Below are 19,703 nucleotides of genomic sequence, written 5' to 3' on the forward strand. Positions count from 1 at the left end.
TTAATTACAGCATTTTTTCCAGTGCTTCTCTGATCGCAAGGATAAAGTCACGGCTGTTCAGAACCGTCGGGTTCTCAATGCTGGTGATCAGTGCAAGGTCTTTTGTCATCTTTCCGCTTTCAATCGTAGAAAGTGTTGCTTCTTCCAGTTTGTCAGCAAACTGTGCAAGTGCCTGATTTCCATCCAGTTCTCCACGTTTGCGGAGTGCACCGGTCCATGCAAAGATCGTTGCAACGGAGTTGGTGGAAGTTTCTTTGCCCTCCAGGTGACGGTAATAATGTCTCTGTACAGTTCCATGGGCAGCTTCATACTCATAGTATCCCTGAGGAGAAACCAGAACAGAAGTCATCATTGCAAGAGAACCAAATGCAGAAGAAACCATATCGCTCATAACATCTCCATCATAGTTCTTGCATGCCCAGATAAATCCGCCCTCTGCTTTCATAACACGAGCTACGATATCGTCGATCAGGCTGTAGAAATAAGTAAGTCCTGCTTCTTCAAATTTTTCTTTGAATTCTGCATCAAATACTTTCTGGAAAATCTCTTTGAATTTGGCATCATATGTCTTGGAAATCGTATCTTTGGCTCCAAACCATACATCCTGCTTTGTATCCAGTGCATAATTGAAACAGCTTCTTGCAAAGCTTTCAATAGATGCTGTCATGTTGTGCATACCCATTGCCACACCCGGTGCTTTGAACTCCTGCACCAGAGCACGTTTTTCCTCTCCATCTTCGGAAGTATACACCAGTTCTACTTTTCCCGGTTTGTCAATGTACATCTCTGTATTTTTGTAAATATCTCCATATGCATGACGGGCAAGTGTGATCGGTTTTTTCCAGTTGCGCACACATGGTTCGATTCCCTTTACCACGATCGGTGCACGAAATACAGTACCGTCCAGAATCGCACGAATCGTACCGTTCGGGCTCTTGTACATTTTTTTCAGATCATATTCATCCATACGTGCATGGTTCGGTGTGATAGTTGCACATTTTACTGCTACGCCATATTTCTTGGTTGCCTCTGCCGCATCAATCGTAACCTGATCATCTGTTTCATTACGATAATTCAGACCAAGGTCATAATACTCTGTATTCAGGTCAATAAATGGAAGAAGGAGTTCTTCTTTGATCATTTTCCAGAGAATTCTTGTCATCTCATCTCCGTCCATCTCTACCAGCGGTGTCGTCATTTGAATTTTTTCCATAATACTTCTCCCTTGCTTGATATCCGATTTCCTCCTATTGTAGCCGAAAAAAAGATTTCCGTCAATACTTTCAGCCTTTACTATGGTAAATTCATGCATTTTTGTTTATACAATACTGTATTTTCCCTATATCTTCCTTAAAATTCTACTACAATGTCAAAAGCTTTTGGCAGTTCAACTTTCCCCACCCCTGCTGATTCCGGGGCAGTCCCAAATCGTCACAACTTTCCTTCAACATCATTTTGATTTCCATATTGGTCAGCAACGGATCTTTTTCCAACGCAAGCGCTACCGCCCCGGAAACTAACGGTGTCGACATAGACGTACCGCTTTTCATGGCATACTGATTCCCGGCTCCCGGCGCACATGCCATAATCTGACGTCCCGGTGCTACCAGATCCGGTTTGCATACACACTCAAATGTAGGTCCACGTCCGGAAACTGCCTTTTTGCCGGTCAGCATGTCGCTGGAGCCCACGGTGATCACTTTTTTACTGCATCCGGGTGCCGTCACACTTCCCGCTTCCGGCCCCTGATTTCCCGCCGCCGCTACTACAACCAGACCTTCATCCCACAGTTTCTCCACACCCTGTATCAGAACGTCCTGTTCACTCCGTGTCCTGTAGGTCGTTCCAACCGAAATATTCACGATCCGTATCTGATACTGCTTCCGTTTCTGCAGAATCCATCGAAACGCCTGTAATACGTCTTCTTTCTTTCCGTTTCCAAAGCGGTCCAGGACTTTCAGAGACACAAGTGATACTCCGGGTGCCACTCCTTTGTATCTTCCCATGGATGCAATTCCACTTCCTGCCAGAATTCCTGCCACGCAGGTACCATGTCCATTGTCATCATATGGTATTCTTTTATGTGCAATAAAATCCTCAAAAGCACAGATTCTGCTGTCAAAATCTATATGAGAAAAGATTCCTGTGTCAAGAATTGCCACCCCGATTCCTTTTCCTGTATAAAACGACTGATTCATGCATATACTCCAAAAAGAGGGATCTATATTGCTATTATATTCCAGTCACAGATAAAGGGGGTGTACTTTTTGCTCATTATCGGCCTTATCGCATTTTTCTGTCTTCAGACCTTTGTGCTGTTCTGCTGCCTCGCTGCCGGAAACGATCCCGGCTCCCAGGAAATTTCTGACCAGGAACAGTTGGAGTATATACAGATGTGGTTAAAAAAACACCGGAAACATCCGGTGAATTAAATAAAAAAAGGGGGAAAGCCTGACGACTTTCCTCCAATCTTACTGTTTCTCTGTATCCTGTGCAGAAGATTTCTCTGAATCAGATGACTCACTCTTATCTTCTTTTGCACTGTCCTTCGTTGCTTCGCTGTCTTCATCTGCATTTGCATCATTGTTTCTGACAGCCGCATCCTCAGGTGCATCCGTAGGTTTTGTAATGGTAATGCCGCCAAGATCTTCTACTGTCTCCTGTTTGGAAAGACTTTCTTTGTAGGCATCCCGCTCAGCTCTCTTGCTGCGATTATCCTTCACCAACAGTGCCAGACAAACAATCAGAAGCACCACGACCACATAATAACCAAAGGAAGACCAAAAATTCTTTCTATGTCTGTGTGAACTCTGTGCCATTTAGATATCCCTTTTCTTTATTCAGTAACGCTTGTTTTTTCAAGAAGTGTAACTGCTCCAAGGAACGGAAGAGTAACTTCGATCTCACCTGTCTCCGGATCGATTCCGTCGATTGTGATAAAGCATACTTCTCCTGTTTCCGGATTAACCAGCATCAGGATCAGATCTTCTGCTTTTTTGTCTTTTGCAGTTTCCATTGTAAGTTTTGCTGTGATCTTGCCTTCATCATCAATTGTATATGTGAGCTGATCACCGATCTGCGCTGCCAGGTCAACGAATTCTGTAGTAAATTTGTAGTCTGCCAGGTCAATTTTTTCACCGGATTCTGTCTCTACATTGTGAACGTCTGCAACACCCAGTGTTGTAGCAGCTTCTTCAACAGAAATCACCTGGTTCTCATCGTTTACTGCTTCCAGAACAGTCTTTACTTCCTGAATTGTAGTATAGGTGTCCAGATCTTTGACATCAATTGTTTTTACTACAAGTTTTGCATCTGTAGGAAGACCAGAAACAACCTGCGGAGCTTCCGGCATGATCTGTCCGATACTTGTTGCAGCAAAGGCAGGCACGGACATGCTTACTACCATTGCAGCGATTACACCTAACATGATTTTTCTCTTCATATTAGTAATACCTCCTTAGTTTTGCTTGATTATTGATTATTTATAACAAGGCACCAAATGTACCCGTCATACTTTTTCATAGAACAGGTCGAGAATCAGTTTCTGCAAGGCATCCTGATCTGCGTAAAATTCATCATGGAGCTCGCCCTCCTTATCCTGTCCCTGTAACTGAATAAAACTATCGTCTGTGAGCTGTGATGATTTGATCAGCTTCACAAGACTAATATACTGACTTCTGGTAATGCTGGTCTGCAGATAATCCTTCATAGAATCCATGGAATCCCACATTTTTTCCAGCTGGCTCTGATTCATGGACTGCACTTTATTCATATATGCCGTCGCATATGCCCTCTGGCGTTCCATTCGACCATCGTTACTGAATGCTTCTTCTGTATCTCTTGAGCGAAGAAATGGTGTAATTGTCGTATCATCCAGCGTCACCTGCGCACCTTCATACATATCGGGATATTCTTCTTCCAGATCACTGTTTGGCACGGTAACTGTAACGCCACCTACCAAATTGTTGATATAAGGCATCGAATCCAGATTCGTCACCACATAACGATTGATCGGTATTCCGCCAAACAGAAGAGAAACCGCTTCGCAGAGATTCTGACAACTTACTTCGCCGCCATCCCCATAAGTATACGCATAACCGATATGTGTTTTGTAAAGTCCCAGATCCGTACCATCCAGAGCATACTTCCGGATATCCGTAATCGTATCTCTGTTAACCGAAACCACAGACATTCTGGCATTTTTTTCATCCATGACCACAAGCTGAATGCTGTCAGCACGTGCCTTGTTTCCATACTGAACCTTGGCTTCCATCTTGCCCTCGGAATCCACACCGGCATACAAAATAGTAGTAACACGGTTATTATACCGATATTTTTCTCCATTGTAAACAATATCTCTGTATCCGCTTCCAACATTATGGGAATTTCCGGCGGTCACCTGCATACTCTTCTGAGACTGCAACTGTCGATATATTCCAAATGCAGCCACGGCAAGCACACAGACACAGATCAAAATGCTTCCTACCATCTGCTGACGACGGTTTTTATGCCTGCGATGGTGGTGATGATGCCGTCTCCTGTTATTTCTTTGACTTTGCATCTTTCTTCTTCCTGTTTCCGGATGAACCCTTTCTGTCTCCTGAATCACTTCGCTCGCCATATCCATAGCCATAACCGTAGCCATATCCATAGCCATAACCGTAGCCATATCCATAGCCATAACCGTAACGACGTTCAGAAAGCATTACTTTATTGACAACTGCCCCAAGCATATTGATTCCGGCGTATTCCATCTGTCGTCTCGCTTTATCTGCCTGTGCACGGTCTGTCATACCACTCTCGATCACAAGAACGGTACCATCACACTGTTTCGCGATCAGAAGACCATCAATAACCAGATTCAGCGGCGGTGTATCTACAATTACATAGTCATAAATACTCTTTAAGAACTGCATCAGTTCCTGAAACAGCGGACCGGAAACAAGTGCACTCGGATTCGGAGCTTTTGCCCCGGTAAAAATAATATCCATCCATGGGTCATCCGTATGATAAATGATTTTTTCCTTTGAAAGTTCTCCGCAAAGATATTCGCTGAGACCTTTTTTGTCACCCATAATATCATAGCGTACCTGAATCGTAGAGTTTCGGATGTCTCCATCCAGATAAAGAACTCTCTTCTCCAGATCCGCCAGACTCTTGGCAAGACGGAATGCTATGGAAGATTTGCCCTCATGTGCCAGCGAACTGGTAATCGCAACTGCTTTGATGTTATTTCCACTAAGCTGAATATTACCACGAAGAACGTTAATCGCCTCATTCACACCAAAAGGTACTTTACTGATCTTTGGTTTGATCACCTCTGTCTGCTGTCCCATCGGACGATTCTCCCTAATGAGATCGTCAAACAGAGCTTTCATTCTATCGTCTCTCTCCATACTTAATCTTTTTTCTCCTCAAAATATGGTACAACTGCAAGAACCGGCATACGCAGATTCTTACGTACATCGTCCTCTGTCTTTAATGTATTGTCTGTCATGAACTTCACGCAGATCAGGCCACATGCGAGCACAATACCAAGAAGTGCGCCCATAGCCACATCCTTTGACAATCCGGATGTCACTTCCTCAACAGCCTCAGCCTCTGAATAATCAATAACCGTAGGTTCACTGTTTCCGATTACCTGATAGATACGGTCAATTCCGATATTCATAAGGGAATTGGCAATATCCCGGCAAAGTTCGATATCGCCACAGGTCACTGTGATCGTGATAATATGTGAATCCTGCGGATTGCTGACAGAAACCAGTTTGCTCAGCTGTTTATAATCCAGATCCAGATCCAGATCCTTGATTACCTGCTTTAATACATTACGACTCTTGATGATGTTTGCATAGTCTTCTGTAAGTTCTGAACTGATCTGCAGATCTGAAACAGAAATCACAGATTCATTACTGGTAATGAAAATAGAAGCATCTGCCTGATAAGACGGCTGCTTCAAAAATGTATGATAGACTCCCATCAGTAATGCTCCAATCAGCATCGCCATCAGAATCACCTTCCAGCGGTCTACCATCACCCAGAACAGTTCCTGCAGATCGATCACATCTCCCTGCTGCATACGATTGCCTGATGACAGCGTTGCCGCCTGTGCACTCGCGGCAGTCGTTTTGGCCTGGAACTCTCTTTCCTTTTTATCCATAACTCTCCTCTCACACCTTTTCTGTTATATTCATCGCGTCTTTTCGACATTTTGTGATTATTATAGCACACCATTTCTGATATGTCAGCATTAAAAACATGAAATTTATGTACAAAAAAAGCAAAAATCCCCGTCGTTTCCAGTTATTTTTGCTTTTCCTATCGTTTTTTTATTTTCCCGAAGCATGTTCTTCACAGAACAATTTCAGCATTTTAAGGTACATTTCCAGATGCTCTTTCTGTGTCCGGGAGCACTTTCTGTATAAAAGAAGAAGTTCTTTTTCTTTCTTATTCAGATCTCCCGTGTTCTCCAGTACCATATTCTCTCCCAGAATTTCCATCATGGAAACATCCAGCGCATTGCATAATTTGTAAACTGTATAAAGGTATGGTTTGGTTTTGCCCGATAACAGCTCATGAAGCGTTGAGGGTGATACCTCTGCATCTTTTGCCAGCGCATAATACGACATTCCCCGGTCATCGCATAACTTTTTGATATGCCGGATCAGCTCCTCACACTTCTCCTCCGGATGATACCGGCAGTTTTCCCAGTTTTTCTCTTTCTTTCTCTTTTCCTCCTGCATTTTGCATACCTCTTCCGTAATTATTGATGCAAATACGTGTCGAATATATGCACCTATAACTATATACGTAAGAAATCGGAAAAAATCACTCTGAAAAATGAAATTTTTTCTTTACAGCAAACTATCCGCCAAGGTTTTCATAGCCCTGCAATAATTTTTTAACAAAAAAACTATCTTCTATTCCCTGATTCAGTGCCCCTTTTTATCGCGAAGAAAAATACAGTTTTCCTGGCTTCCAACTGATAAAAAGTATCTGGTCGGTCCATATCTGCACTGCAGTGGTTTTACATCATTAATACTGCACAGATTGTCAGCATCCAGGAAACAACATTTTTGCCCTATTTCCATATAATAAATTTTTAAGCGAATGGTGTCACTCTGTAAAACTCTTTCATGGCAGTATTCCTTCAGGAATTTCTTTGTCGATACATTTAAATATCCGGCAATGTTCACCACATCTTCCGGATAGATCATCACAATGCCCTGGTTTTTACAGCATTCCCCACATTTTTTACAAACAAAATCTTCCATCCTTGTCTTCCTGCTTAACATACCTTTCTGCACTTGAATAATCCGCAAAAACTTTCTTCCCAAAAGACAACTTCATTTTCTGCCATATATTTAATCTGTCAAATTTATATAATACCATTGACTTTGTCAACATTCTTTTTTTATCGTAGAATTCCCGATGTTCATATGCCATATTATTCATCTGATAATAGGCGCCGCTGAGACAATTATATACAGAATCTGATCTTTTCACCTGAAAAAGGAGACTTCCCACCACAGAGGAATACTGATTATCAATCGTATAATAACAGGCAATTTCGGATTCCCGAATAGCCCCTTCTCCTCTCAGGACAGAAACCGGGTTGCTGCTATTGCTGCTGTAGTGTTGAATATTAAGAAATAATCTGGTCTTTTTCTGTTTGATCCTGTACAGCTCTATCACGGTGTCTTTGCCTGAATAAGACTTAAAAACCGTCAGCCAGTATCCATCAACACTACAGTTATACTTCTGATAATGATGGTTTTTGACCTTGTCCACACCATACTTTATTATTCCGCTGCATATCGCAATAATAAGGGTACTTACAACACCCTGCCAGAACCCCATATCCCGGAAATAATCTTTCAACATAGTAACAACCCATGTAACCATCGTTTCTTATCACTTATCCTCTTTTTCTTCTCGTTCTTTTTTGTCTACTTCTTCTGCAACTTTTACTATTCTGTCCATAAAAATTTCAACCTTTCCCGGTCCCTCGCCCATTTCTTCACCCCCTCTTCTTAAAAATAACTGTTAAGCATATTGAAAATATATAATCATATTATAACAGTTCTACGTTTTGTCCTGGCCAAACGCCTCTTTATGTAATAAGAAGTAATACAGATTTTGCATATTGATATTTTCCAGACCTCTAAATGTATAAATCTTTTTATCTGTCGTTTCATCCGGACTATAATTTTCATTTGAAGTTGTTGAAATCGATTGATGCATTGGATATTTCTTCCCTTTGATCTTTCCAACTTCAAACAATTGCACATATATTTTCTCCAGTTTTTCCGGAAATGAAATCGCAAATTCAAGCTTTTTGATTTTAGCACCAAAATTCCATGGAAAAAAGTAAATAACCTCTTTACTTGAAAAATCAAAGGACTCCTTCGTTGACATTAATAATTCTATTTTATCAATCTTATTTCCACTTTTCACAGCCTCTTTTGGTATATTCCAATGACAAAGGTATACTCCATTCCCACTATAAAATACATTATCTGTCAGCAACGGTATCGTATGTTTTTCATTATTTACATACACGATCAATTGCTGGTTTTTGATTTTCCCTCTGTCAATTCCTGTATAAAAATAGAAATCATTTTCTTTAACATTTTCTATTCCTTCCAGTCTCCATGTCATATCACAGTCAATTTTATTGCCATCATTTTTTAAATCATACAGCACCGACACTTTTTCAATATAAAATGCATTCCCCTTTTTCATCAAATCATAATATAGTAGTAATTTGGGAGCTATATTAAATTTATTTTCATATAATTCCAGAAAAAGATAACGTACAAATTTATACCTGCGTTCTATCGGATAACTCTTTATCCAATAATACCCTGATATCAAACTTGAAATTACCACGATTGCTATGCACACATATAATACAAACGACTCATGGTCCAATAAAAGAGCCAGAAGCCCCACTATTGCAGAAATGCCACTTGCAACAGTTCCTATTTTATTCCAATTCTTTTCCATATTGTTCGTAACTCACCAGCCTTTCGCAAACATCAGAAAATTCCATTCTTTAAATCCTGAAATTATTTCTTTTTATATTTTACCATATCTCCCCTGCTTCCACTCATTCGTTATACCGAATCACTCGTTCTTTCTTTCGACATATTTCGCCATTTATCCATCACATAAAAAATCGCAACTCCAGCAGCCACCCCAAGCACCCCACCAAGGGTATTACCAAACAGGTCATCCAGTTCTGCAATCCCCAATCCAGTAAAGTACTGTATCGATTCAATCGCACCTGACAGTGCCAGCGCAGTGAGCCACACCTTTTTCTTCCCAAAGATTGCATAAAGTCCTGTTCCAAACGGAATAAACAACCAGACATTATTGAGCACGTCTACCCGAATCTTCCAACTGGTCAGGAATGTGTCCGCATAGGAAAAGAGGACCAGATTTGCACGGACATCACCAATTTCTCGAAACATCAGTGTTTCATAAAAAATAAATAACACATAAAACAGCAAACCAGCAATTCGCAGCTTTTGTGGAATCAGGCAAAAAAGAATGCACAGTACAATACCAACTATAACTACCATAACCGGATAAGCATTGAGAAGGTTATCTATACACAGCTTAACCTGTCCATTCTTATTTAAATAAAGCGAGATTTCCCCGACACGTTGTATTCCATATTGGCCTTTATTCAGGGCCACCGGATTGCCGGATGCATCAAAATACATGTTTGTTTTTTCGTTTCCATCACGATAATAAGTTTTTTTCAAAATCACATAACCATCCTTTGTTGCCGCAGGCTCTCCATCCTGATTTAAAAAAGTCACCTGAATAATGCGGTTATATTCATCATAAGTATACGCCTCTCCAGCCTGTCCCGCTTGCAGACGAACAGCTTTGCCCTTTATATCATAATAAAACTTCTGCGCAATACGATTTTCTTCATCCAGAATACGTTTTTCCTGAGCAAAGCCACTGAGATTAACGGTCGGAAGTCCATTCATATCCAAGTAAATTATTCCGGTAGTACGACCCTCTTTGTCATATATTCTGTGCAATCCATAATATCCCCCTGTACACATCACCGCATTCATATCTGTATCATAATACATATCATCCACTGCATGCCACAAATCATCAAAAGACCGGACAATCACTGCATAACCAGATCCCGTTTTCATTGGATTTCCTTCTGCATCCAGATACGTAAGAATATCTGTCTTCCCTCTGTGCTTATAAGAGATTCCGAAATATCCCCAACAATCTGTCGGTTCTCCATTTTCATCCAGATACCGTTCTTCCAACAGCCTTCCTTCTGTATCTTTCGTCCGGACCAGGGTCGCATAATGTCTGTCAATTGCATAAGTAATCTTTCCTTCACCATCCACATAACTTGTTCTGGTAACATTTCCTTCCGTTGTCTCTACCTGTGTCAATCCGGCTGATACCGCTCCTTTGTCATGATTCACAGTTTTTCCCGAATCAAGAAAATAAACTGAAAAAATCACAAACAGAACAAGTATTGCCCATAAAATTTTATATTTTCCTTTCATATTTAAATAATATCTTTTCCCTGCTTTTCTATTCTTAATACATCTTCTCATAGATACTTCTTGTGCCTTTCATACTTCAGCTATTTCAAATTTGTAATGCTATTATAATACATTTTTCTCCGATACACCTATACACAATTTCATGTAATGTCATCTTATATGTTTTTTCATTTTAAATAACATTTTTATCTCTTTTTATCATTTTTCTTTTTTATTTGCTATTATTATTGACATTTCAAGATATATCTGCTACGATAAGCCTGTTTAAGGCAGAAACAACTCAGACTAGAATCGCATACAAAATTCATAAACAATAAGATTTGGAGAAAACACATGAAAAAATTATCTGTTACCAAAATGGCTGATACAATCGTCGCCAAAAGAAAAGCACAAAAACTCACGCAGGCACAGCTTGCAGAAATGACTAATATCAACAGAGGTATGATCAGCCGTCTGGAAAGCTGCGACTATACCCCGTCCATCGATCAGCTTCAGGCTATTGCAGAAGTGCTTGGTTTCGAAGTCACTGACTTATTTGAAGATGATAAACCGGCAGTAAATACCTACACTCTTGACAAAAAATACAATATCGCAGTTGCCGGTACCGGTTATGTAGGTCTCTCTATCGCCACTCTTCTTTCACAGCACAACCACGTAACAGCTGTCGATATCATTCCTGAAAAAGTTGATCTCATCAACAACAGAAAATCTCCAATCCAGGATGACTATATCGAAATGTATCTTGCAGAAAAGGATCTCGACCTCACCGCTACACTGGATGGTGAAGAAGCATACAAAAATGCTGATTTCGTTGTAATCGCAGCACCAACAAACTATGACAGCAAAAAGAACTTCTTTGACTGCTCTGCAGTAGAAGCTGTTATCGAACTCGTATTAAAAGTAAATCCTGATGCAACCATGATCATCAAATCCACCATCCCGGTTGGCTATACTGCTTCTGTAAGAGAAAAATACAACACCAAAAATATCATCTTCAGCCCGGAATTCCTTCGTGAATCGAAAGCACTGTATGATAACCTCTATCCATCACGAATCATTGTATCCTGTGATGAAGATTCCGCAGAAAAAGCACATACTTTTGCAGCCCTTCTCCAGCAGGGAGCTATCAAAGAAAACATTGATACCCTGTTCATGGGCTTCACAGAAGCAGAGGCTGTTAAACTTTTTGCAAACACTTACCTTGCTCTCCGTGTATCCTATTTCAATGAGCTTGATACTTATGCAGAAACAAAGGGATTAAACACACAACAGATCATTGATGGTGTCTGCCTGGATTCTCGTATCGGATCTCATTACAACAACCCAAGCTTTGGATATGGCGGATACTGCCTGCCAAAAGATACCAAACAGTTACTCGCAAACTTTGATAATGTTCCACAGAATATGATCTCCGCGATTGTGGAAAGTAACAGAACAAGAAAAGACTACATCGCTGAACAAGTGCTTGAGATGGCCGGTGCATATGAAGCAAACAGCTCCTGGGATCCAAGCAAAGAGGGCGAAAAAGTCATCGGTGTATATCGTCTGACCATGAAGAGCAATTCCGATAACTTCCGCCAGTCTTCTATCCAGGGTGTTATGAAGAGAATCAAAGCAAAAGGTGCTACTGTTATCATTTATGAGCCAACACTGAAAGATGGCGAAACATTCTATGGTTCTGAAGTAGTAAACGATCTTAAGAAATTCAAAAAGAAAAGCCAGGCAATCATCGCCAACAGATATGATTCCTGTCTGGACGATGTGAAAGAAAAAGTATATACAAGAGATATCTTTAAGAGAGATTAATTTTTTACTGCCAGCAGAGGCTATCTGCTGGCAGTTTTCATGTAATCACACCTATCTTTTTTAGATTCTGTCCTTGTTCGTATTATAATTTTTTAAAAACTTCTAATTCGTGCCACTCGGTTTAACTTGTCCAGCAAATATATCTTATCCTTTTCTGATGCAGTACCTTGTTCCAGTTTTTTTATAATATATTTTTCACCGATTCCCATATCCTGTGCTATCTGGTATAAGAGGCCCACGACAGAAACTCCAGTTCCAATACCCGGAATGAAACCGCCTGCTGAAAGAATATAATTCCAGGCAGTACCCGCATCCATCTTTTCCAATCCTGCCTCTGCAATTGCATTATTGTATTCTTTTACCTTTTCTGTGCGCTTTGCCGGATCAAGAGAAGTCAGATCTTCCAATATTCTTTTCAGCGTATGCGAAGTATGATATTTTTTCTCATATGCCAGAATATGCTTCATATCTACAGAATTTTCTGGTTTCAGCAAATAGATACTCTGTTTCTCTTCGTCAACTTTCTTACTGTATTCCTCCATATTTTCCAATTGACCTTTTCCCAGGTAATTGTACATATTCAGGATATTGCCAAGTATTGTTGCAACTCCTGTATCTGAGTAGCTGCCACTTTCATTCTCTACATAAAACGGGAAATAGGTAGCCTGGAGTGCAGTGGCAATGTGTATGGACGGAGCATTCACTGTCAGTTCAAACTCTATATTTTTGCGGTCCCTCTCCGGAAGACGTACCAGCTTATTTGCCCCTATACTAGACAATGCAAACGGACCATAACTTGTCAGCATTTCAAAACTCTCTGTTTTGGTTCTTATCGGCCATAAAAGCATATCTGAAAACATCTTTATCTGTGGATTTTGAGTTTTTATGCTCATTTTACAGAGTCCCTGCAGAAACTCTTCTTTTCCTTTCCAGATTTCCATGTATTGTTTTTCAAGTTCGCAATAATACATCGCCAGCAGGGCATTTATTCCTCTTTTTGAAACAACACAATTCGAATCTATACCATATAAATCTTCCAGAATTTTCCTGTTATATCTATTCTCTGTGTTTGGCAGCAAAAGCACCAGCTTTTTCTGTTCTACCAATTCATATAAATCCTGTATCGTTAAATGCTGCTGTTCAAGAAATTTGTCAAAATTCATATCCAGCGGAAAGGCTATGTAAACTTTGTCGTACAGCAATACCGCACTTCGAATATTAATATTTTTATTTTGCCATACTCCAAAATCCATATAGCATTTTGTCTGGTCCGAATCAAAAAAACGCAGAGATTCTCTGGTCATATCACCAGAATATATTTTATTTACATTATCAAACCAGAATTCAGAATCTTCCACAGAAAATTTGTAGTGGCTATCTGTACATGCCAGATTGACCTCATTCACATATAAAGGATCCTGCGGACTCTGATCTACATATATTTCCACATCCGAAAAACCAATCTGCATATTCAGCACAAAATCTTTTATCTCCGTTTCCTTTTCCGGTGGTATCTGTTTTCCCAGACATATTTCCAGTCTTATGCCATCTTCATGGTGCACTTCTACCTTCCGAAAATCAGTATCTGTAAAACGGCTTATGAGCAAACTTTCCAGCATCCTAAGCGTAAGAAAAAATCCCTCATTATCTGTAACATTCGCTAATGGGGAAATTTCTCTGATACTATTCTCAGGTTTCTCACTCACCACTTCTACCCAGTCACCCACATTACGAATATTGCTGTCAAAATTTTGTTTTATTTCTTTGTACAATTCTTTGTAATTCAGAAGCTGTATACTGTACTGTCCTGATTCCAGTAAATATATTCTGGTCTCCAGACCATAATACTCCATTCTCAACCTTAAGTCCGCACGTTTTATACGTCCACAATGACGAAGTGCGGTCTGCATCTCTTCGGTAATTCCGTTACTCATTTTCTTCACCTGATTTATTTCTACCCACGTTTGACTATCGCATTCTTCCCTCGAAATGCAATACCAATTTTAATAATAGGATCAACACCTGCATGTTTTTTACTTTGATTCTTTATCATCAAAAAACTTGATTAATCCCCATTTTTCTCACATAATCAATCCATTCATAAATATCCTCAATATCATATAAAGAATTCATATCATCATCTGTTGCCTTCTTTAGTGCCAAAGTCATCAAAGCATATTCGTTTTCCAACAATGTATCAAATACCCCTTGATCATCTGTGTTTATTGAAACGCAGATATTTTCACCTGGGTTTGTTTCTTTCAACTTTCTAGAATTAAATCTTAAAATCGGATGTTCTTCATACTTCTTTATTGTGCCAATTAAGTAATTTGAAGATGGATTTGTTTCAATGCCAATTCCCTGACAAGCAAGTTCTGAAATCATTTTATCCTGCACAGCACGGACTAATTTAATATATTCCTTCGTTATTTTAAATTCAGTTATTTCATCTCCTTTTTCCCGAACCTTTTTATTAAAATGATAATAATAATACAAATCCCTATACCGCTTATTTCTTCGAAGATCATTATCTACACGTGGGTTAAAACGAAATCTATCGAAATAGACCAATTCCGTTTTGCTCAAAGCTGTATTAAATTCTTTTTCTTCTAATCTATAGCTCTGAGGATTGTCTCCTCTTAACTTCCAGCTTTGATAATATTCATGTATTGATGGACAGGTACCATTTCTAATATTGTTCTCATAAATTTCTTTATACAATGATGTATACTTTTCAATCATTTTCGTTTTTAACTTTTCTTCTAATGAACAGCCTAATTCGCCAGACTTACAATACAACCAGACAATATCATCCAAAAGAATTTGTTTTGAAAGAACAACCTTATATCCCTTCATTTCATAATATTTTTCAGGAGAGATTCCAAGAGCTAAAGCATGTCCCAACCTGCTGCCCCTCCGAAAATTACAAAACAGCAATACTTCATCAATTGCCCGTAAACCATCCGGAATATCAAAGAAATCCTCACCAACATGATATGTCATTTGAAGGTTTTGTACATCATCACAATTATGAAAGCAAGAGCCATTTTCAGTCTTCACTCTTTTCGCAGTTAAATAACGATATACCTGTCCAAATACTTCTGGGCGACACGCAATTTCACTGGAGCATGCATCAATCCCTTTAATATGTCGATTAATCTCTCCATTTTTGTCTAACATCGCCACTATACTTCTTGCCTGGCGCGCTGCCATTTTGCGTACGTTATTATTTCGCGGCACTCCATCCTTAAATGATTCATCAAACAATTTCGGAAAATGTAAAACATATATCAACTTGCCATATCCATCATTTACAGGTTCTGATTTTACAATGTGCTCATATTTTTTCAAACTTTTAATCAATTTTGCAGAAGTATTTTTCGGACAAATTCTTGCTTCTAATGAAAGCACATTTTTCTTTGACAAAGATTCATTCAATGCCAAACGCACTAATTCATCCTCATATGGCTTATGCCCTTCAATAAAATACTCTTTTCGATCCTGATAATCTGAAAAATTGGCAAATCCAATTTTTTTATTGTTCTGAATCAATTCCCCCCTGAAATCTGTTCGCATAATTAAATAAGCATAAAATACATTTTTTTGATATCTATCAAAATGTCCTGTTAAAACACTTCTATAACAGCAATATAAAAACTTACGCTCTCCAGCCAATAACCGACACACATCTTCGTTGTACTTCATCATTTCATTTTCCAACGCATAATCTAAAACCACCCCATTAATTTCAGCTCCATAAAGATTCCCAGCCATAACAATCAGATTTTGAATATCACTTGTTATTTCCCGTAATGATATTCCTTTTTCAACTTTTTTCACCAATACTTCTGCATTTTCAAACATATATGTATTTTCTTTCAGCAAGAAAAATAAATATACTCTGTACAAAGCAGCTCTCAGACACTCCGTATAAAAATCCTCTTTTTCACCTCTTTTATCAAAACTGTCATTACGCTGTATCTGCATAGTTTTTGTTATTTTCTTAAACTCAGTGTTTCTTCCTGAAATATGATTCATCAAGCATAACCAGTTTAATTCAAAAATTTTTGTGGAACCATTAAGATGAAAATGATTTTCCGCCACTCCCTGATTCAAAATATTATGTAATCTGACATTATCACTTCTAATAATTGGAAGCCAAGCAAAGTACTGGGTATTATATCCTTTTTTCCAGTCATCATACGCTAGGTATGCACAGGTAAAAAAATCCTGGCCAATCAGCAATGAAATTTCTCGCCAACGCAACAATTGATCAAATTTACATTTTATCTCCTTTCCATCCAAATGCAGCATCTGATTCGCCAGAGAAAACACCAACTGAAATACTCCTATATTATTATTCAGATTATTTTTCCAACTATCAGTCTCTGTTTTCATTTGATTACACATAAACAAATAATTATTTTTACGCTCATCATCTGTTGCACACGAAAACACGTCAGCCGAATATCGCATGTAAATGTCTTGGGCAATCTTACTATAGGAGCAGTAATCAACCAGTTCATTCTGACTTTTTACCACATACATATATGGAATTTTCTGAAATGCAATTTCTATATTTCCACGTTCTATATCCATTATTTACCCTCGTTGTATTTGCTATAAAGTTTCGCTATATTTTTATATTCCTCATTCAGTTCTTTTGTTATATCTAATTTAGGATTTTCTACTTCGTATTCCGCAACTCTTCGATAATAATCAAGCAAATAATTGCGTGTCTTTATAAAATCAGCATGCTCCTCAATTTTTTCATCTTCATGTTTTAACTGATAACATTTCATATTATGAAGCATATTTCTAACATTTTTCATAACATTATCAGAAGATTTATTTATCAAATAAGTTGATACACTTTGTAGTGGCTCATTCGGAAGAATTTCAAACTTCAAAGAATCCATCATCTTTTTTACTTTATTTTGTTTTTGATTTTCCTCATATGATATAGATTCTTCTATACTTCGTTGTAATAATTCTGCATATAGTTCGCTAATACTAATTACAACCTCTTCTCCATCTGAATCTCTCAATACTAAATTATTAAGTTTCTCTCTAAAATCCTCATTAATATATTCTCTGTAAAAGCGTTCTATATTTCTAAAAAATTGATCCACAACGGCTCTTGTCTTCCCACGCTCATCTTTGCTACCACCTTCTTTAGACTGTCTGTTTTTCCAACAGTATTCGTGGAATCTCATTATTAAATCTATATTAGAAAAAATTGTTCTAAAAGCTTGAATTTTGTTAAAATTATCATTCTCAATCTTATCAGCAACTTTTTGAAATTCCACTTTACTAACTCCTAATATCTCTATATTTAACTTTTTGTATAAGCTTTCCAGGCTACAAATCCCAACAATATAATTTTCCAAACATATTTGTACTGTATTATTTAATCTATAATTTGAAAAAATTATACATGTGTTGTATATATATCTAGGCATTGGTGGATTTTCTCCATTTGCCGGAACCCATACACAAATATTAGAGAAAAGTCCCAGTAACATCCAATTAATAATCTTATATTCTTTCTCCTTATAATTTTCAGTTAATTTTGATATATAATCTTTGTTAGAATCTAACAGTTCATTATTTATATTAAATGCATTTCCTATTTTTCTTGAAATAATATTATATACACTAATTGTTGAAAAGGCGAATCTGGATCTTACACTTTGATTTTCATCAGCTGGAAGCATATCATCAAATGAAGGTCCCCATATGTAACCACCTATGAATTTCCCAAAGGCTTCATTGCTTTTGCTTCTTTGCAACTTATTTAGTCTAATTGTATACAATATTTCGAACATATAAACAAATTTGTCTGCTTTTTTGTCAAACATGCTATTCTTATATGTATTAAACCAATTCAATATCCAGAAAAAACAGTTTCCTGTTTCCATCTGAAAAGTTGCTGATGGAAGCTCATTTTTTTTATCAGTTTTTTTATAATGTTTATCCAACCAATACCAAACCTCTGAGTTTAACTGTAAATATGGCAACCTAATCGAATTCTGCACTTCTTTATAATTCTCCAACTGACAATTCTGTGGAATCCATTCTTTTTCATAGTACTCCGTAAATTTCTCAATATTTTCCAGAAATTCACTATCGTTTTCCGGAACTTTCATATCTCCAAGAAGAATAATCAAATTCACAGTGTCTCGTAAATTATCTGGTTGCAACCAGTTCATTTTTTCTTCATTCAATAAAAATCGCATTCCGGTTTTCATATATATCAAATCCAATAAAGAGGCATTCAATGAATTCGTCATCTTATCCTCATAAATAATTTCCTCATTTTTCTTCTGGTAGCTAATTTTCGCATTTTCTATATATCTTACATTTGGCAGATAAATCCTTCTCGACTTTGGAATCAATTTTGCAATATAACGCTCAGCCATATCTTTAACATCAATACTTGTGCCTGCAATCTTTCCTTGATTTTTCAAAACATTACTATAATTTTTGAAGTTCTCTTCCTGCACACAAAGCTGCAATTGTTCCACTTTAAGTGCCATTACAATAACAATATCCGGAATAATCAAGTACTTTCGTATCTGTTCAGCCATTTTATATGCATTAGCATTGCACATGTCTAAATCATCGATCGCAATGAGAAGTTTTTTGGAAGTGTATCCTGTATGTGTTTCGTCTTTTAGCATATAATCCAAATATAGCTTTACTAATTTACTCAAATCCCGTCTTAACCGCAGGCTTTCTCCCATTTTCGATATTTTTTCTATACTTCCCTCATAATCATATTCCTCTTCTAACATTTTTACAGGATCATTGAGAAGAGAAATATCCTTATATACTTTTTGGAATTCCTGTAATAATTGTTCTCTCTTATACTTATCAAATTGTTCCGGAAAGGCATCATACTTATCATAAAATTTACGGTAAAGTGAAGCAATAATAATATCTAAGACATTATGTACATTATCAAAAGCTGAGGGATCAATAACAATAGGTTCTGAGAAAATAGTATTTTTCACACTCTCGCACTGCTCAAATATAGCAACATTTTTTCGCCCCTTCCCCTCGTATACTTCTTTATCATATACTGCTTTAATAAAAGTAAACATTGCGCTGCTTTTACCTTCTCCTCTTTCTCCACAAAAAGCGATAATATTATTCTCAGTCTCTGCCTTCATCCAATCTGCCAGGTTCTCCTTCTCATTATTTGCTACAATATCATCTAGCATGGCAGCAGCTTCCAGATATTGATTATAAAAAATGTCTTTTTCTTCAATCTTATCTTTAAGACTTAATTTGAATTCCTGTCCTTTAATTACAGTTAATACTTTTTCCATACTGTAT

16 protein-coding genes are annotated in these 19,703 nt (G+C 37.9%); 1 reads left to right on the plus strand and 15 read right to left on the minus strand.

Annotation, left to right across the window (positions count from 1 at the left end; all coding sequences use genetic code 11):
* Positions 1-4: 4 nt before the first annotated feature.
* From KQI91_RS10030 to KQI91_RS16305, 12 genes are all read right to left on the minus strand, one after another.
* Positions 5-1,213 carry an NADP-dependent isocitrate dehydrogenase gene (locus KQI91_RS10030; protein ID WP_216392633.1) on the minus strand — a complete coding sequence of 403 codons (1,209 nt, stop codon included), beginning with the start codon at positions 1,211-1,213 and terminating at the stop codon, positions 5-7.
* Between the two features lie 148 nt (positions 1,214-1,361).
* Positions 1,362-2,198, minus strand: coding sequence for a S8 family peptidase (locus KQI91_RS10035; RefSeq protein WP_216392634.1), 837 nt, complete (start codon positions 2,196-2,198; stop codon positions 1,362-1,364).
* A 273-nt stretch (positions 2,199-2,471) separates the two neighbouring features.
* Entirely contained in the window at positions 2,472-2,819 is a 348-nt protein-coding gene (locus KQI91_RS10040) for a hypothetical protein (protein WP_216392635.1), read from the minus strand.
* Positions 2,820-2,836: 17 nt separating this feature from the next.
* A complete protein-coding gene (locus KQI91_RS10045) occupies positions 2,837-3,442 on the minus strand; it encodes a hypothetical protein (RefSeq protein ID WP_216392636.1) in 606 nt (201 codons plus the stop codon).
* Between the two features lie 66 nt (positions 3,443-3,508).
* On the minus strand, positions 3,509-4,657 hold the full coding sequence (locus tag KQI91_RS16115; protein WP_330654534.1) for an LCP family protein: 1,149 nt from the start codon (positions 4,655-4,657) through the stop codon (positions 3,509-3,511).
* Positions 4,542-5,396 carry a CpsD/CapB family tyrosine-protein kinase gene (locus KQI91_RS16120; RefSeq protein ID WP_253288509.1) on the minus strand — a complete coding sequence of 285 codons (855 nt, stop codon included), beginning with the start codon at positions 5,394-5,396 and terminating at the stop codon, positions 4,542-4,544. The genes KQI91_RS16115 and KQI91_RS16120 overlap by 116 nt, the downstream gene beginning before the upstream one ends.
* 2 nt (positions 5,397-5,398) lie before the next feature.
* On the minus strand, positions 5,399-6,160 hold the full coding sequence (locus KQI91_RS10055) for a YveK family protein (protein ID WP_216392638.1): 762 nt from the start codon (positions 6,158-6,160) through the stop codon (positions 5,399-5,401).
* 169 nt (positions 6,161-6,329) lie between these two features.
* Positions 6,330-6,743: a helix-turn-helix domain-containing protein gene (locus tag KQI91_RS10060; RefSeq protein ID WP_216392639.1), complete on the minus strand. Its 414-nt coding sequence runs from the start codon at positions 6,741-6,743 to the stop codon at positions 6,330-6,332.
* A 189-nt stretch (positions 6,744-6,932) separates the two neighbouring features.
* Complete coding sequence (locus KQI91_RS10065) at positions 6,933-7,274, minus strand: YkgJ family cysteine cluster protein (protein ID WP_216392640.1); 342 nt, start codon at positions 7,272-7,274, stop codon at positions 6,933-6,935.
* On the minus strand, positions 7,255-7,905 hold the full coding sequence (locus KQI91_RS10070; protein WP_216392641.1) for a hypothetical protein: 651 nt from the start codon (positions 7,903-7,905) through the stop codon (positions 7,255-7,257). The genes KQI91_RS10065 and KQI91_RS10070 overlap by 20 nt, the downstream gene beginning before the upstream one ends.
* A 180-nt stretch (positions 7,906-8,085) precedes the next feature.
* On the minus strand, positions 8,086-9,009 hold the full coding sequence (locus tag KQI91_RS10075) for a hypothetical protein (RefSeq protein WP_216392642.1): 924 nt from the start codon (positions 9,007-9,009) through the stop codon (positions 8,086-8,088).
* A 110-nt stretch (positions 9,010-9,119) separates the two neighbouring features.
* A complete protein-coding gene (locus KQI91_RS16305; protein WP_216392643.1) occupies positions 9,120-10,472 on the minus strand; it encodes a VanZ family protein in 1,353 nt (450 codons plus the stop codon).
* Positions 10,473-10,889: 417 nt separating this feature from the next.
* Here KQI91_RS16305 and KQI91_RS10085 point away from each other — a divergent pair, with 417 nt between their 5' ends.
* Positions 10,890-12,362 carry a nucleotide sugar dehydrogenase gene (locus KQI91_RS10085; RefSeq protein ID WP_216392644.1) on the plus strand — a complete coding sequence of 491 codons (1,473 nt, stop codon included), beginning with the start codon at positions 10,890-10,892 and terminating at the stop codon, positions 12,360-12,362.
* A gap of 92 nt (positions 12,363-12,454) precedes the next feature.
* On the opposite strand, the gene KQI91_RS10090 is transcribed toward KQI91_RS10085, so the two are convergent.
* The 3 genes from KQI91_RS10090 to KQI91_RS10100 form a co-directional block, all read right to left on the minus strand.
* Positions 12,455-14,296 (minus strand): hypothetical protein, encoded by a 1,842-nt coding sequence (locus KQI91_RS10090; protein ID WP_216392645.1) that lies wholly within the window; start codon positions 14,294-14,296, stop codon positions 12,455-12,457.
* A 118-nt stretch (positions 14,297-14,414) separates the two neighbouring features.
* Complete coding sequence (locus KQI91_RS10095; RefSeq protein WP_216392646.1) at positions 14,415-16,961, minus strand: hypothetical protein; 2,547 nt, start codon at positions 16,959-16,961, stop codon at positions 14,415-14,417.
* Positions 16,961-19,696 (minus strand): hypothetical protein, encoded by a 2,736-nt coding sequence (locus KQI91_RS10100; RefSeq protein WP_216392647.1) that lies wholly within the window; start codon positions 19,694-19,696, stop codon positions 16,961-16,963. Before KQI91_RS10100 ends, KQI91_RS10095 begins: the two co-directional genes overlap by 1 nt.
* Positions 19,697-19,703: the final 7 nt, after the last annotated feature.

This window comes from Blautia sp. MSJ-19 (genome assembly GCF_018918125.1).
Classification (GTDB): domain Bacteria; phylum Bacillota; class Clostridia; order Lachnospirales; family Lachnospiraceae; genus Blautia_A.